The 14539-nt window shown below is 67.0% G+C and carries 14 protein-coding genes; 11 read left to right on the top strand and 3 right to left on the bottom strand.

Annotated elements, in window-relative coordinates:
- Positions 1–13: 13 nt before the first annotated feature.
- From FZ029_RS12905 to FZ029_RS12885, 5 genes are all read left to right on the top strand, one after another.
- A complete protein-coding gene (locus FZ029_RS12905; RefSeq protein WP_109075434.1) occupies positions 14–316 on the top strand; it encodes a chorismate mutase in 303 nt (100 codons plus the stop codon).
- A 15-nt stretch (positions 317–331) separates the two neighbouring features.
- Positions 332–1729 carry a dihydrolipoyl dehydrogenase gene (gene lpdA, locus FZ029_RS12900; protein ID WP_149269600.1) on the top strand — a complete coding sequence of 466 codons (1398 nt, stop codon included), beginning with the start codon at positions 332–334 and terminating at the stop codon, positions 1727–1729.
- Positions 1730–1785: 56 nt separating this feature from the next.
- Positions 1786–2271 carry a DUF29 domain-containing protein gene (locus FZ029_RS12895; RefSeq protein WP_149269599.1) on the top strand — a complete coding sequence of 162 codons (486 nt, stop codon included), beginning with the start codon at positions 1786–1788 and terminating at the stop codon, positions 2269–2271.
- Positions 2272–2333: 62 nt separating this feature from the next.
- A complete protein-coding gene (gene lipA, locus FZ029_RS12890; RefSeq protein WP_149269598.1) occupies positions 2334–3290 on the top strand; it encodes a lipoyl synthase in 957 nt (318 codons plus the stop codon).
- Positions 3291–3325: 35 nt separating this feature from the next.
- Positions 3326–3781, top strand: coding sequence for a type II toxin-antitoxin system RatA family toxin (locus FZ029_RS12885; RefSeq protein WP_109151031.1), 456 nt, complete (start codon positions 3326–3328; stop codon positions 3779–3781).
- Between the two features lie 33 nt (positions 3782–3814).
- On the opposite strand, the gene FZ029_RS12880 is transcribed toward FZ029_RS12885, so the two are convergent.
- From FZ029_RS12880 to FZ029_RS12870, 3 genes are read right to left on the bottom strand one after another with little or no spacing between them, the layout of a single operon-like run.
- A complete protein-coding gene (locus tag FZ029_RS12880) occupies positions 3815–4003 on the bottom strand; it encodes a 4-oxalocrotonate tautomerase (RefSeq protein ID WP_014247666.1) in 189 nt (62 codons plus the stop codon).
- Between the two features lie 42 nt (positions 4004–4045).
- Positions 4046–4549, bottom strand: coding sequence for a CinA family protein (locus FZ029_RS12875; protein ID WP_149269597.1), 504 nt, complete (start codon positions 4547–4549; stop codon positions 4046–4048).
- A gap of 36 nt (positions 4550–4585) precedes the next feature.
- Positions 4586–5770, bottom strand: coding sequence for a bifunctional 2-C-methyl-D-erythritol 4-phosphate cytidylyltransferase/2-C-methyl-D-erythritol 2,4-cyclodiphosphate synthase (locus FZ029_RS12870; protein ID WP_149269596.1), 1185 nt, complete (start codon positions 5768–5770; stop codon positions 4586–4588).
- Positions 5771–5958: 188 nt separating this feature from the next.
- Between FZ029_RS12870 and ccsA the strand changes: the two genes are divergently transcribed.
- The 6 genes from ccsA to FZ029_RS12840 all read left to right on the top strand — a co-directional run bounded on the left by ccsA (position 5959) and on the right by FZ029_RS12840 (position 14525).
- Positions 5959–6789 (top strand): cytochrome c biogenesis protein CcsA, encoded by an 831-nt coding sequence (ccsA, locus tag FZ029_RS12865; protein WP_149269595.1) that lies wholly within the window; start codon positions 5959–5961, stop codon positions 6787–6789.
- A gap of 156 nt (positions 6790–6945) precedes the next feature.
- Positions 6946–7932, top strand: coding sequence for a tRNA dihydrouridine synthase DusB (gene dusB / locus FZ029_RS12860; protein ID WP_149269594.1), 987 nt, complete (start codon positions 6946–6948; stop codon positions 7930–7932).
- The gene (locus FZ029_RS12855; protein WP_247892288.1) at positions 7932–9146 is read left to right on the top strand and encodes an ATP-binding protein; all 1215 of its coding nucleotides are present in this window, start codon (positions 7932–7934) and stop codon (positions 9144–9146) included. The genes dusB and FZ029_RS12855 overlap by 1 nt, the downstream gene beginning before the upstream one ends.
- Positions 9146–10591, top strand: a complete 1446-nt coding sequence (gene ntrC / locus FZ029_RS12850; protein ID WP_109151026.1) for a nitrogen regulation protein NR(I) — start codon at positions 9146–9148, stop codon at positions 10589–10591. Before FZ029_RS12855 ends, ntrC begins: the two co-directional genes overlap by 1 nt.
- A 225-nt stretch (positions 10592–10816) precedes the next feature.
- Positions 10817–13135 carry a PAS domain-containing sensor histidine kinase gene (locus tag FZ029_RS12845; RefSeq protein ID WP_149269593.1) on the top strand — a complete coding sequence of 773 codons (2319 nt, stop codon included), beginning with the start codon at positions 10817–10819 and terminating at the stop codon, positions 13133–13135.
- Complete coding sequence (locus FZ029_RS12840; RefSeq protein ID WP_149196964.1) at positions 13125–14525, top strand: sigma-54 dependent transcriptional regulator; 1401 nt, start codon at positions 13125–13127, stop codon at positions 14523–14525. Before FZ029_RS12845 ends, FZ029_RS12840 begins: the two co-directional genes overlap by 11 nt.
- Positions 14526–14539: the final 14 nt, after the last annotated feature.

The following is a 14539-nucleotide window of genomic DNA, read 5'->3' as shown; positions in this document are numbered from 1 at the left end:
AGGATCCGGTTCCATGTCGAAAAGCCTTGCCCCGCTCCGCGCCGAAATCGACGCCATCGACGACGAGCTCGTCGCGTTGCTGGGCAAGCGCCTGTCCGTCGTCCACCGCGTCGCAGCGGTGAAGATGGCGGAGAACCTGCCGGCCGTGCTGCCCGACCGCGTCGAAGCGGTGAAAAAACGGGCGGCCGAGGCAGGGCTGGCGTACGGCCTGGATCCGGACTTCATGGCCACCCTGTACCAGACGATCATCGACGAGGCGTGCCGGGTCGAGGAAGGCATCTTTGCCGCCGGCCGCGAGGATGCGCCTCGCTCCTGAATGGGGAGAACACCCTTGGCCGACATGAATTACGACGTCATCGTCATCGGCGGCGGGCCGGGCGGTTACGTGGCGGCGATCCGCGCCGCTCAGCTTGGCCTGCACACCGCGGTCATCGAGCGTGAAAACCTGGGCGGCATCTGCCTGAACTGGGGCTGCATTCCGACCAAGGCGCTGCTGCGCTCGGCCGAGGTGCTGCATCTCGCCAAGCATGCCGCCGACTATGGTCTGGTCATCCAGAACCCGTCCTTCGACCTCGACAAGGTCGTCGCCCGCTCGCGCAAGGTCGCCGGGCAGCTGAACGGCGGCGTCAAGCACCTGCTGAAGAAGAACAAGGTCGCGGTGATCGAGGGTTCCGCCAAGCTGCTCGGCAAGGGCACGGTGGCGGTGACCAAGGGCGAGGCCCCGGTCGGCACCTTCGGCGCCAAGCACATCATCATCGCCACCGGTGCCCGCGCCCGCACGCTGCCGGGGCTGGAGGATGACGGCAAGCTGGTCTGGACCTATCGCAAGGCGATGACCCCGGACAGCATGCCGAAGTCGCTGCTGGTGATCGGGTCCGGTGCCATTGGCATCGAATTCGCCAGCTTCTACAATGCCTTGGGCGCCAAGGTTACAGTGGTCGAGGTGATGGACCGCATCCTTCCGGTAGAGGATGAGGAAATCTCCGCAATGGCCCGGAAAGCTTTCGAAAAGCAGGGCATGCGCATCATCACCGGCGGCAAGGCCGGCAACCTGCGCAAGGCCGCCGACAGCGTGACCGTGGCCGTCGAGGCCGGCGGCAAGACCGAGGACATCACGGTCGACCGCGTCATCGTTGCCGTCGGCATCAGCCCGAACACCGAGGGCCTCGGCCTGGAGAACACCAAGGTCAAGACCGACCGCGGCCACATCCAGACCAACGGCATGTGCGAGACCGACGAGCCGGGCGTGTACGCCATCGGCGACGTGACCGGCGCCCCCTGGCTCGCCCACAAGGCCAGCCATGAAGGCGTGATCGTGGCCGAGCACATCGCCGGCAAGCACCCGCATGCGCTGAACGTCCGCAACATCCCGGGCTGCACCTATTCGCACCCGCAGATCGCGTCGGTCGGCCTGACGGAGAAGAAGGCCAAGGAAGCCGGCTACGAGATCAAGGTCGGCCGCTTCCCGTTCGTCGGCAACGGCAAGGCCATCGCGCTGGGCGAACCGGAAGGCCTGATCAAGACCATCTTCGACGCCAAGACCGGCGAGATGCTGGGCGCCCACATGATCGGTGCGGAAGTGACCGAGCTGATCCAGGGCTATGGCATCGCCAAGTCGTCGGAGCTGACCGAGGCCGAGCTGATGCACACCGTGTTCCCGCACCCGACCTTGTCGGAAATGATGCATGAGTCGGTCCTTGATGCCTATGGCCGGGCGATCCACTTTTAATTAGGATTTCCCACTGGGATTTTCCGAGGTGACGTTTTTCCCAACCGGACGGAGCCATGGACCGCAGCAGCGCCGCCTATGACGAGGATTTCTACGCCTGGACCCAAGCCCAGGCGCAGGAGCTTCGCCGTGCCGGCGCCGAGCGGAACAATGCCCCGGTCGACTGGGAGAACGTCGCCGAGGAGATCGAGAGCATGGGCCGCGGCCAGAAGTCCGAGATCGACAGCCGCCTTGGCGTTCTGCTGGTCCATTTGCTGAAATGGATGTTCTGTCCCGACCTGCGGGAGCGGTGCGAGCGCGGCTGGCGCCTGATCGTCCGGGAGCAGCGCAAGAAGCTGATCCGGGAGATCAAGGACAGCCTCAGCCTTCGGCCATACATTGCCAGCATCTTCGCCGACGTTTACTCGGATGCCCGCCTGCGGGCCGCCGTCGAGGCGGATGTGCCCGACGGCCATTTCCCGGTCGAGCCGCCTTTCACGCTTGACCAGGCGCTCGATCCGGCCTATCCGGCCGAACTGTTTCCGCCGGAATGGCGGGTTTGACATCCTCATCGCACCTATTGTCGGGGCCGGGGCATCGCGTCGGCCATCGGGAGCTTTAGACCATGACCCTCGTCGACCAGACCGAGAAGCTGCGCCACCCCGAAAAGGCCCATAAGCCCGACAACCCCATCCAGCGCAAACCGGCCTGGATCCGGGTCAAGGCGCCGATGAGCCAGGAATACAACGAGACCCGCCAGTTGATGCGCGGTCTGAAGCTGAACACCGTGTGCGAAGAGGCCGCCTGCCCGAACATCGGGGAGTGCTGGAAGCACAAGCACGCCACCTTCATGATCCTGGGCTCCATCTGCACGCGCGGCTGCGCCTTCTGCAATGTGGAGACCGGGCGCCCGGACCAGCTGGACCCGCATGAGCCGGACAATGTGGCGGAGGCGGTCGGCAAGCTGAAGCTGAGCCACGTCGTCATCACGTCGGTCGACCGCGACGATCTGGCCGACGGCGGTGCCGAGCATTTCGCCCGCACCATCCGCGCCATCCGCGCCGCGTCGCCGGAGACCACCATCGAGATCCTGACCCCTGACTTCCAGAAGAAGAAGGGTGCGGTCGAGGTGGTGGTGGAGGCCAAGCCCGACGTCTTCAACCACAATCTGGAGACGGTTCCGCGCCTCTATCCCAACATCCGCCCCGGTGCGCGCTATTTCGCCTCGCTGCAGTTGCTGGCGCGGGTGAAGGAGTTGGATCCGACGATCTTCACCAAGTCCGGCCTGATGGTCGGGCTGGGCGAGACGAAGGAGGAGATCGGGCAGGTGATGGACGATCTGCGCTCCGCCGATGTGGACTTTCTGACGATTGGGCAGTATCTCCAGCCCACGCCCAAGCATGCGGCGGTGGATCGCTTCGTGACTCCCGAGGAGTTCGACGGTTATTCCACTGTCGGCCGCGGCAAGGGCTTCCTGCTGGTGGCCTCGTCGCCGCTGACGCGCTCGTCCTACCATGCGGGCGCCGATTTCGAGAAGCTGCGCGAAGCCCGGCTGCGCAAGCTGGGGGTCGCGGCCGCCTGATCCAGGCGGTTCAATAGAAGGACACGGGTACGGGCATGCCGACGCACGCGGAAAAGAAGGTTCTTCCCTACACGCCCCAGCAGATGTACGACCTGGTCGCCGATGTGGAGAAGTATCCGGAGTTTCTGCCCTGGTGCCTGGCGGCCCGCATCCGCAAGCGCGAAGGCAATGTCATGTTCGCGGACCTGATCATCGGGTTCAAGATGGTCCGCGAACGCTTCACCTCACGGGTGGAGCTGAGCGCGCCGGCCTGCCGGATCGACGTGCAGTACACCGACGGGCCGTTCCAGTATCTGAACAACCACTGGATCTTCAACGATCATCCCGGCGGCTGCTGCGTCGACTTCTTCGTCGATTTCGAGTTCCGTTCGAAGATGCTGCAGAAGATCATGGGCCTGCTGTTCAACGAGGCGGTGCGCCGGATGGTGCAGGCCTTCGAAACGCGGGCGGCCCAGCTTTATGGGCCGGGCCGGGTGACGCAGCCGGCCTGACGCCGGCTTCTACGCGGTTGCGTGGGTGGTCGGTCAGGTCTTGTCCGACCACAGCTCCCCGCCGCTGGCCCAATCGCTTTTCTTCACGTCCTGGAAGATGATGTCCACCGCCGACGGCGAGCAGCCGAGGACCTTCACGGTCGCTTCGGTCAACGCCTTGGCGTATTCGCGTTTCTGCTCGACGGTGCGGCCTTCGAACAGCTGGATGTTGATGGTCGGCATCGGGTGATTTTCCTTGCTAGTGAAGAGTTTGCCGGCGTTTCTTCAACGCAGGCTTCCGGTCGGGCGGGCCTGCCGCAGCCGTTCCAGCGCCGCCTGGACCGTCGCCATCCGCACGGCGTCGCGGTCGCCGGGAAACGTGTATTCCTTGGCCTTGGCCGCCCCGCCGCGCACTGCGGTGGCGACATAGACGCGGCCCACCGGCTTGGTCTCGGTCGCGCCACCGGGACCGGCGATGCCGGTCACCGCCACCGTCACATCGGCCCGCGACTTGGCCAGCGCGCCGACGGCCATGGCGACCGCCACCTCCGGGCTGACCGCGCCATGGGCGTGCAGCAGGCTGGCGGGAACGCCGAGCAGTTCGGTCTTGGCGATGTTGGTGTAGGTGACGAAGCCGCGGTCGACCACCTTGGACGAGCCGGCGATGTCGGTCAGCGCGCCGGCGATCAGCCCGCCGGTGCAGGACTCGGCGGTCGCCAGCATGAAGCCGGCGAGGCCGTATTCGGCCAGCACCTGGGCGGAAAGCTCGCGGATGGGCTCGGGAAACATGACGGCCTCTCCCGGTTCGGACTGTTGGATTGGATGTTAACCGGGGAGCCGAATGGTCGCCACCGCTTGCGCGGCGATGCCCTCGCGCCGGCCGGTGAATCCCAGCTGCTCGGTGGTCGTCGCCTTGACGCTGACCCGCCCGACCTCGATGCCCAGGATTTGGGCAATACGCTCGGCCATCGCGGCGCGGTGGGGGCCGACCTTCGGCCGCTCGCAGATGATCGTCACGTCGGCATGGGCGATGACGCCGCCGCGATCCGCCACCAGATCGGCGGCATGGCGCAGGAACTTGGCGCTGTCGGCACCGCGCCAGCGCGGGTCGGTCGGCGGGAAGTGGCTGCCGATGTCGCCGGCGGCCAGCGCGCCGAGGATGGCGTCGGTCAGGGCATGCAGGCCGACATCGGCGTCGGAATGTCCCTCCAGCCCATGGTCGTGCGGCACGCGCAGGCCGCAAAGCGTGACGAAATCGCCATCGGTGAAGCGGTGGACGTCGAAGCCGCTGCCGGTCCGCACATCCCACAGGCTGCTCATGACCGCGCGGGTGGCGCGGGTCAGGTCGTCGGGGGTGGTCACCTTGAAATTGTCCTCCTTGGACGGCACCAGGGCAACGGCAAGCCCAGCCCGCTCCGCCACCGCGGCATCGTCGGTCAGCGACAGGCCGGCGGCGGCGCGGTGCGCCTCCAGAATGGCGGGAAAGCGGAAGCCCTGCGGGGTCTGCGCCCGCCACAGCCCCTCGCGGTCCACCGTGCCGGCGATGGCGCCGGCCCCTCCATTCCCGCTGCCACGCTTGAGGGTATCGGCGACGGGCACCGCGGCGATGGCGCCCGGCGTGGTCTGCAGCGCGCCGATCACCGCGCCGATGGTGGCCGCGTCGATCAGCGGACGGGCGGCGTCGTGGATCAGCACGAGGTCGGGGGCGCCGTCGGCGGCGAGAGCCTCCAGCCCGTTGCGCACCGAATCCTGACGGCTGGCGCCGCCGGCCACCGGATCGCGCAGGCCGAGGCCGGCAACGGCGGCGTCATAGGCCTCGCGCCAGTTCGGGTCGATGACCACGCGCACGCCGGTGACCTGGGGATGGCTCAGAAAAGCCTCCACCGTCCGGCGCAACACCGGCTTGCCGGCGAGGTCGAGATACTGCTTCGGCCGTTCGGCGCCGAACCGCTGGCCGGATCCGCCGGCGACGATCAGGGCGATGCAGGTGGGCGCGATGCAGGTGGGCATGAGGCAAACCGTAAGATATGATAGCCACTTGACGGAAACGTCGCGGAGCCTAGCCTGTCGCCGTGGTTCCGCCAAGTGCCGAGCCTTGACGCCTGCTACGCTCCGGACGGTGTCCGTGGGCGGGCGGCATGATATGGCGGCACGTCATGGCAGCATGACGGCGGAAGGACGGGAGTGCATTCGGGTCCATGTCGCAGAACATTTTCTTGAGCCTGACGGCGCTGGTGGCCCTGTTGCCTGCCGCCTTCTATCCTTACCGGCGCATTGCGGGGCAGGGGGCGGAGGGGCGCGGCTGGTCCTTCTGGGGTGCGTTGCTGCTCGCCGCCGCCGGGCCGGGCATGTGGGCGATCCTGCAGGTCGCCGGCCAGTGGCAGACCGGCTTCTCCACCGCGCTGTGGGTCACGACGGCCGCCTGCATGGCTCTGTTCATCGGGCTCAGCCTGCTCCATGACACGGCTTGGCGGCTGGCGCCGCTGCTGTTGCCCTATCTTCTGGCAGTCTGTCTGCTGGCGACGCTGACGGAGGATGCGCCGGCACCGGTCCTGCGCGGCAACGCGCCGGGCGTGTGGATCGACCTGCACATCGCGGTGTCGGTCTTCACCTATGCCCTGCTGACCCTGAGTGCCGTGGCATCCTTCGCCGCGGTGATCCAGACGCGGGCGTTGAAGAGCAAGCGGCCGACCCCGCTCAGCCGCTTCCTGCCGCCGGTGGCGGAGAGCGAGCGGCTGCAGTTGCGACTGCTGATCGCGTCGGAGGTGATCCTCGGCGCCGGTCTCGCCACCGGTATGGCGGTGCTCTATTTCGAGCAGGGGCTGCTGTTCCGCACCGATCACAAGACCCTGCTGTCGCTGGCGACCTTCATCGTCATCGGCGTCTTGCTGCTGGCCGAATACCGGACCGGCGTGCGCGGGCGGACGGCGGCGCGGACCATGCTGATCGTCTATCTGCTGGCGACGCTTGCCTATCCCGGCGTCAAGTTCGTGTCGAACGTGCTGATCGGCCAATGGGCCTGGAGTTGAGGGCGCATCCACCGCAAGCCGGTGGCGGAACATGGGTTTTGCCCCAAGCGTAAGCTTGGCCGCAGGGCTTCGCGCTTGCACACATCCGCAGCAGCGTGATAACTTGCACAAATTGGCGGCACTTTGTTGATTTGCCCATCAATCGGGCAGGTGAGAATGACCATACAAATCGGACCCATCACGCTCGCCGGACCGGTGATCCTGGCGCCCATGTCGGGTGTCTCCGACCTGCCGTTCCGCCGTCTGGTGAAGCGCGCGGGCTGCGGCCTTGTCGTGTCGGAGATGATCGCCAGCCAGGCGATGATCCGCGAGAATCGCCAGACCCTGCGGATGGTGGAGACCGAACCGGAAGAATTTCCGATGGCGGTCCAGCTCGCCGGCTGCGAGCCCGAGGTGATGGCGGAAGCGGCGAAGCTGAACCAGGACCGCGGCGCCGCAGTCGTCGACATCAATTTCGGCTGTCCGGTGAAGAAGGTGGTCAACGGCCACGCCGGCTCCTCCCTGATGCGGGACGAGGCGTTGGCCGGGCGCATCCTGGAGGCGGTGGTGAAGGCCGTCAGCATTCCGGTGACGCTGAAGATGCGGCTGGGCTGGGATGAGACAAACCGGAACGCTCCCAACCTCGCCCGCATCGCCGAGCAGTGCGGGATCAGGATGGTGACGGTCCATGGCCGCACCCGCATGCAGTTCTACACCGGTACCGCCGACTGGACCTATGTCCGCCATGTGAAGGAGGCGGTATCGATCCCGGTGGTGGTCAACGGCGACATCGCCAGTTTCGAGGCGGTGGACCGCGCGCTCGCCGAGTCCGGCGCCGACGGCGTGATGATCGGGCGCGGCAGCTATGGCCGGCCCTGGTTCCCGTCGCAGGTCATGCATTACCTGCGCACCGGCGAAAGGCTGCCCGATCCGCCGCTGCACGAGCAGATGACCACGCTGTTGGAGCATTTCGACAGCATGCTGAGCCATTACGGCACGGACGGCGGCATCAAGGTCGCCCGCAAGCATGTGTCCTGGTATTCGACCGGCCTGCGCGACTCCAACGAGTTCCGCCAGGAGGTCAACCGCCTGGGCGATCCCGACGCGGTGCGCGACCGCATCCGTGCCTTTTATGAACCGGCAATCGAAAGGATGGCCGCCTGATGGATCCCGTACCGATGACCGCCCCGGGCCAGCGTGGCCGCAACCGGTCGGGTGCCTCGCGGGCGCCCCGGCTGGATTCCCTGGTGGTGCTGAACAGCCTGCCCGATCCGGTGCTGGTGGTGGACGGCAATGGCGACATCCGCTTCGTCAATCTGGAGGGGCAGGAATTCTTCGACCTGTCCGCCAACGCCATGGAAGGCATGCCGCTGCCCGACCTGCTGCCACCGGACAGCCCGGTGATGGGACTGATCGAGCAGGTGCGCCGCGGCAGCCGCCGGGTGTCGCAGGACGGGGTCATCATCGACACGCCGCGCATCGGTCCGCACCATGTCACGGTGCAGGTGGCGACCATGGGCGACCCGCCCGACCATGTGGTGCTGACCATCCATGAGAGGTCGCTGGCCCGCAAGATCGACCATTCGCTGACCCACCGCCATGCCGCGCGCTCCGTCACCGCCATGGCGGCGATGCTGGCGCATGAAGTGAAGAACCCGCTGTCGGGCATCCGTGGCGCCGCCCAATTGCTGGAAGAGAACGCCAGCGACCAGGACCGGGTGCTGACCCGCCTGATCTGCGACGAGGCCGACCGCATCGTCGCATTGGTCAACCGGATGGAGGTGTTCTCCGACGAACGGCCGCTGGAACGCGCCGCGGTGAACATCCACACGGTCCTGGAGCATGTGCGCAAGGTCGCCCAGAGCGGGTTTGCCCGAAAAATACGCTTTGTTGAGCGTTACGACCCGTCACTGCCTCCTGTTTACGGCAATCGCGACCAACTTGTGCAGGTTTTCCTGAATCTGGTGAAAAATGCGGCAGAGGCTGCACCGGAATCAGGCGGCGAAATCACCCTGATCACCTCCTATCAGCATGGCGTGCGCATGGCGCTGCCGGGCGGCGATGCGCGCCGGCATCTGCCCTTGCTGGTGACGGTGCAGGATAATGGCGACGGCATTCCGGAAGACCTGCAGTCCAACCTGTTCGATCCCTTCGTGACCAGCAAAGTGAACGGCACTGGCCTTGGTCTTGCATTGGTGGCCAAACTCATAGGCGATCATGGCGGAACCATCGAGTTCGACAGCCAGCCTCGCCGGACCGTCTTCAAGGTGTCGCTGCCGATGTACGATGATTCGAAATACGATGACTCGAAACCTTCCGGGGAGTCGAAGATTTCAGACGCTGGCTTGCAGTCCAAGGGCGGCCGGGGGAGTCGTTGATGAGCGCGGCGACCATTCTCATCGCGGATGACGATCGCGCCATCCGAACCGTCCTGACGCAGGCGCTCGCCCGGCTGGGGCACGAGGTGCGCACCACCGGCAATGCCGCCACACTGTGGCGCTGGGTGGCGGACGGGCAGGGCGATCTGGTCATCACCGACGTGGTGATGCCGGACGAAAACGGCCTGGACCTGATCCCGCGCATCAAGAAACTGCGGCCCGAACTGCGCGTCATCGTCATGAGCGCTCAGAACACGCTGATCACCGCGGTGAAGGCGGCGGAGCGCGGGGCCTTCGAATATCTGCCCAAGCCCTTCGACCTGAAGGAGCTGGTGTCGGTCGTCGAACGGGCGCTGAACACCAACACCCCGCCGGCGGCCATGCCCGGCGGCGACCTGGAGGGCGAGGAACAGCTGCCGCTGATCGGCCGCTCGCCCGCCATGCAGGAAATCTACCGGGTGCTGGCCCGCCTGATGGGCACCGACCTGACGGTGATGATCACCGGCGAGTCCGGCACCGGCAAGGAGCTGGTCGCCCGTGCGCTGCATGATTACGGCAAGCGGCGCAACGGCGCCTTCGTCGCCATCAATATGGCCGCCATCCCGCGCGAGCTGATCGAGTCCGAGCTGTTCGGCCACGAGAAGGGCGCCTTCACCGGCGCCACCAACCGCTCGACCGGCCGGTTCGAACAGGCGCAGGGCGGCACCCTGTTCCTTGACGAGATCGGCGACATGCCGCTGGAGGCGCAGACCCGCCTGCTGCGCGTGCTGCAGGAGGGCGAATACACCACCGTCGGCGGCCGCACCGCGATCAAGACCGACGTGCGCATCATCGCGGCGACCCACCGCGACCTGCGCACCCTGATCCGCCAGGGCCTGTTCCGCGAGGATCTGTTCTACCGCCTGTGCGTGGTGCCGATCCGCCTGCCGCCGCTGCGCGAACGGACGGAGGACATTCCGCTGCTGGTCCGCCATTTCCTCAATCTCGGCATCAGCCAGGGGCTTCCGGCCAAGAGCATCGATCAGGCGGCGATGGACCGGCTGAAGCGCTACCGCTGGCCCGGCAACGTCCGCGAATTGGAGAATCTGGTCCGACGTCTGGCCGCGCTCTATTCGCAGGAGGTCATCGGGCTGGACGTGGTCGAGGCGGAGCTTGCCGACGCCACCCCGGCCGCCCAGCCGGTGGAGGAGCCGCAGAGCGAGGGCCTGTCCTCGGCGGTCGAACGCCACCTGAAGGATTATTTCGCTGCCCACAAGGACGGCATGCCGTCAAACGGCCTGTACGACCGCGTGCTGCGCGAAATCGAACGGCCGCTGATCTCGCTCAGCCTGTCGGCGACCCGCGGCAACCAGATCAAGGCGGCCCAGCTGCTGGGTCTGAACCGCAACACACTTCGCAAGAAGATCCGCGACCTGGACATCCAGGTGATGCGCGGCATCAAATAGGCTGCCGCCGTCCGGCCGATTGACGTCCAGCCGCCGCCGCAACCGACCCGTGCCAAAATTGTGACACAGCGTCGGTGCGGACGGCGCTGGACGAAAGACCAGCAACCGCCCGATGGCGCGCCGCGCCGGCTGGCCTAAGCGGTCCTGTCCGAAAGGCAGATCCATTGCGGCTTGGCAGGGCCGCAACAGAGGTGTATCTTTCCGGCAACAGATCAGCGCCGGACCATGCCACCCATTTCCGACAACGCAGCAGCCGGCCAAAGGCCGGTCTGGCAGAAGATTCTCCACTGGTCCCGGCGGGTAGGCCTGGGCAAGCGGCTGGCTTTTGCCCTGTCGCTGGCAGCCTTGGCCGCCGGCTTCGCCACCTATGCGGCGATGACGGAAAGCGCGCCCTTCGGGCAGGCCAACCCGCGCACCGTCACGCTTCTGCTGACGCTCGACCTCGCGATCCTGCTGACGCTGGGCGTGCTGATCGCCCGGCGGATCGTCGCGATCCTGATCGGGCGGCGGCGAGGATTGGCGGGATCGCGGCTGCACACCCGGCTGGTTCTGGTTTTCAGCGTGCTGGCGGTGGCGCCTGCCATCATCATGACCGTCTTCTCCACCATGTTCTTCTATGTCGGGGTGCAGAGCTGGTTCAGCGACCGCGTGCGCACGGCGGTCAATGAATCCCTGGTGGTCGCCAGCGCCTATCTGCACGAGCACCAGCAGAACATCCGCGCCGATGCCCTGGCGATGGCCAACGACCTGTCGCAGGAGGCGCGGCTTTCCAGCGACCCGGAGCGGTTCGAGCAGGTCGTCGCCACCCAGGCGATGCTGCGCGCCCTGTCGGAAGCCATCGTCTTCAACGGCACCACCGGCGCCATCGTCGCGCGCGCCGGCTATACCTTCACCCTGGAATTCGAACCGATCCCGGAAGACAAGATCCAGCAGGCCCGCAATGGCGAGGTCGCGCTGATCGTCAAGGAATCCGATGACCGCGTCCGCGCCCTGGTCAGCCTGGACCGGGTGTCCGACACCTTCCTCTATGTCGGCCGCATGGTGGAGCCGCGGGTGCTGCAGCACATGGCCTCGGCCGAGGGGGCGGTGAAGGAATACACGGCGCTGGAGAACCAGCGCGGCAGCCTGCAGATCACCTTCACCCTGATCTTCCTGGTGGTGGCGATGCTGCTGCTGCTGGCGGCGGTGTGGGCCGGGCTGAATTTCGCCACCCGGCTGGTCCGCCCGATCAGCGCCCTGATCGGCGCCGCCGAGCGGGTGCGCGCCGGCGACCTGACCGTCCGCGTCTCCGAGCCGCCGGGCGAGGACGAATTCGTGCTGCTGTCCCGCGCCTTCAACCGCATGACCACGGAGATCGAGGGGCAGCGGCGGGAACTGCTGTCGACCAACCGGCTGCTGGACGAGCGGCGGCGCTTCACCGAGACGGTGCTGTCCGGCGTGTCCGCCGGCGTGCTGGGCGTGGATGCCGACGGCGTCATCAACCTGCCGAACCTGTCGGCCGCCCGCCTGCTGGGCGAGGAGGATCCGGAGCGTCTGGTCGGCATGTCGCTGGTCGAACTGCTGCCGGACATCGGCGACCTGCTGGAGAATGCGCCGAAGAGGCCGGGCCGCGTCGTGCAGGACCAGATCCAAATCCGCCGTCCGGGCAAGCCGACCTTGACCCTGCTGGTCCGCATCGCGGCGGAGGTGCGTGCCGGCGAGGTGCGCGGCTACGTCGTCACCTTCGACGACATCACCGAACTGGTGTCGGCTCAGCGCAAGGCGGCCTGGGCCGACGTGGCGCGCCGTATCGCGCACGAGATCAAGAATCCGCTGACGCCGATCCAGCTGTCGGCCGAACGGCTGCGCCGCAAATACCTGAAGGAGATCTCCAGCGATACGGAAGTCTTCACCATGTGCACCGATACCATCGTCCGGCAGGTCGACGACATCCGCCGCATGGTGGACGAATTCTCGGCCTTCGCGCGGATGCCGCAGCCGGTGATGAAGCCGGTCAACATCAACGATCTGGTGCGGCAGGCGGTGTTCCTGCAATCCAGCGCCCATACCGGCAAGATCCGCTTCGATACCCGGCTGCCGTCCGGGCCGCTGACCGTGGCGTGCGACAGCCGGCAGATCTCCCAGGCGCTGACCAACCTGCTGCAGAACGCGGCGGACGCCATCGAAGGGCGCCCGCCGCCCGTCGACGGGTCGGACCTGCCGCCCGGCGAGGTGGCGATCGCGGTGGAGGACGACGGCGAGAAGGTCGTCGTCACCGTCGAGGACAACGGCAAGGGCCTGCCCGGCGGCGAACAGCGCGACCGGCTGACCGAACCCTATGTGACGACGCGGGCCAAGGGCACCGGGCTGGGGCTCGCCATCGTCAAGAAGATCATGGAGGACCATGGCGGCGTGCTGACCCTGGAGGACCGCGAAGGCGGGTCCGGGGCGCGCGTTACGCTGGTCATTCCACACCCGGTTGCGGTCGCGAACGACGCGGGCGGCCGTGACGACAGGCCGGCGGAGACCGGCGGAGAGATGAGGCACGAAGCCCATGGCGCATGACATTCTGATCGTCGACGACGAAGCCGATATTCGGATGCTGATAGCCGGCATCCTGAACGACGAAGGCATCAAGACCCGCGAGGCCGCCGACGCCGATCAGGCCTTTGCCCAGGTGGCGGCGCGCCGGCCGAGCCTCGTCGTGCTCGACATCTGGCTGCAGGGCAGCAGGCTGGACGGCCTGCAGATCCTGGAACAGCTGATGCGGGACCACGGCAACCTCCCGGTCATCATGATCTCCGGCCACGGCAACATCGAAACCGCGGTCCAGGCGATCAAGGTCGGCGCCTACGACTTCATCGAGAAGCCGTTCAAGGCCGACCGGCTGCTGCTGATGGTGGACCGCGCCATCGAGGCGGCGCGGCTGAAGCGCGAGAACCAGGAGCTGAAGCTGCGCGCCGGCGGTGACGTCGAGCTGATCGGCCGCTCATCGGCGGTCAATCAGGTGCGCCAGTCCATCGACAAGGTGGCGCCGACCGGCAGCCGCGTGCTGATCTCCGGCCCGCCCGGCGCCGGCAAGGAGGTGGTCGCCCGCCTGATCCATGCCCGCTCGCGCCGGGCCAGCGGCCCCTTCGTCGGGCTGAACTGCGCCACCATGCGGCCGGAGCGGCTGGAGATGGAGCTGTTCGGCACCGAGGCCGGCGTTGACGGCCCCGGCCGCAAGATCGGCACCTTCGAGCAGGCCCATGGCGGCACGCTGCTGCTGGACGAGGTCGCCGACATGCCGCTGGAAACCCAGGGCAAGATCGTCCGAGCCCTGCAGGAGCAGGTGTTCGAGCGCGTCGGCGGCGGCCAGCGGGTCGAGGTCGACGTGCGCGTCATCGCCACCTCCAACCGCGACCTGCAGGCGGAGATCGAGCAGGGACGTTTCCGCCAGGATCTGTTCTACCGCCTGTCGGTGGTGCCGATCCGCGTGCCGTCTCTGGCGGAGCGGCGGGAGGACATCCCGGTGCTGGCCCGCCATTTCATGCAGCGCTCCGCCGAGGCGTCGGGCCTGCCGGTCCGCGAGTTCGGCGAGGACGCCATGGCGGCGCTCCAGGCCTATGACTGGCCGGGCAACGTGCGCCAGCTGCGCAACGTGGTGGACTGGCTGCTGATCATGGCCCAGGGCGACGCGAAGGAGCCGATCCGCGCCGACACCCTGCCGCCGGAGATCGGCGCCATCACGCCGACGGTCCTGAAATGGGACAAGGGCGGCGAGATCATGGGCCTACCGCTGCGCGAGGCGCGCGAGGTGTTCGAGCGCGAATATCTGCTGGCCCAGGTCACCCGCTTCGGCGGCAACATCTCCCGCACGGCGTCCTTCGTCGGCATGGAGCGCTCCGCCCTTCACCGCAAGCTGAAGTCGCTGGGCGTCCATGGCAGTGAAAAGGGGAAGATGTTCATCGAATGACGGGTGGCTTGTAT

Origin of the sequence: Azospirillum sp. Sh1 (genome assembly GCF_008365135.1) — a bacterium.
GTDB classification, from domain to species: domain Bacteria; phylum Pseudomonadota; class Alphaproteobacteria; order Azospirillales; family Azospirillaceae; genus Azospirillum; species Azospirillum oryzae.
Note: the sequence above shows the minus strand (reverse complement) of the source record. Positions and strands in the feature narration are given on the sequence as shown.

What these genes read in the sequence shown, in the direction of transcription:
- FZ029_RS12905 (WP_109075434.1), top strand. Translation starts at nt 14, where the DNA reads ATGTCGAAAAGCCTTGCCCCGCTCCGCGCCGAAATCGACGCCATCGAC.
- FZ029_RS12895 (WP_149269599.1), top strand. Translation starts at nt 1,786, where the DNA reads ATGGACCGCAGCAGCGCCGCCTATGACGAGGATTTCTACGCCTGGACC.
- lipA (WP_149269598.1), top strand. Translation starts at nt 2,334, where the DNA reads ATGACCCTCGTCGACCAGACCGAGAAGCTGCGCCACCCCGAAAAGGCC.
- FZ029_RS12885 (WP_109151031.1), top strand. Translation starts at nt 3,326, where the DNA reads ATGCCGACGCACGCGGAAAAGAAGGTTCTTCCCTACACGCCCCAGCAG.
- FZ029_RS12880 (WP_014247666.1), bottom strand. Translation starts at nt 4,003, where the DNA reads ATGCCGACCATCAACATCCAGCTGTTCGAAGGCCGCACCGTCGAGCAG.
- FZ029_RS12875 (WP_149269597.1), bottom strand. Translation starts at nt 4,549, where the DNA reads ATGTTTCCCGAGCCCATCCGCGAGCTTTCCGCCCAGGTGCTGGCCGAA.
- FZ029_RS12870 (WP_149269596.1), bottom strand. Translation starts at nt 5,770, where the DNA reads ATGCCCACCTGCATCGCGCCCACCTGCATCGCCCTGATCGTCGCCGGC.
- ccsA (WP_149269595.1), top strand. Translation starts at nt 5,959, where the DNA reads ATGTCGCAGAACATTTTCTTGAGCCTGACGGCGCTGGTGGCCCTGTTG.
- dusB (WP_149269594.1), top strand. Translation starts at nt 6,946, where the DNA reads ATGACCATACAAATCGGACCCATCACGCTCGCCGGACCGGTGATCCTG.
- FZ029_RS12855 (WP_247892288.1), top strand. Translation starts at nt 7,932, where the DNA reads ATGGATCCCGTACCGATGACCGCCCCGGGCCAGCGTGGCCGCAACCGG.
- ntrC (WP_109151026.1), top strand. Translation starts at nt 9,146, where the DNA reads ATGAGCGCGGCGACCATTCTCATCGCGGATGACGATCGCGCCATCCGA.
- FZ029_RS12845 (WP_149269593.1), top strand. Translation starts at nt 10,817, where the DNA reads ATGCCACCCATTTCCGACAACGCAGCAGCCGGCCAAAGGCCGGTCTGG.
- FZ029_RS12840 (WP_149196964.1), top strand. Translation starts at nt 13,125, where the DNA reads ATGGCGCATGACATTCTGATCGTCGACGACGAAGCCGATATTCGGATG.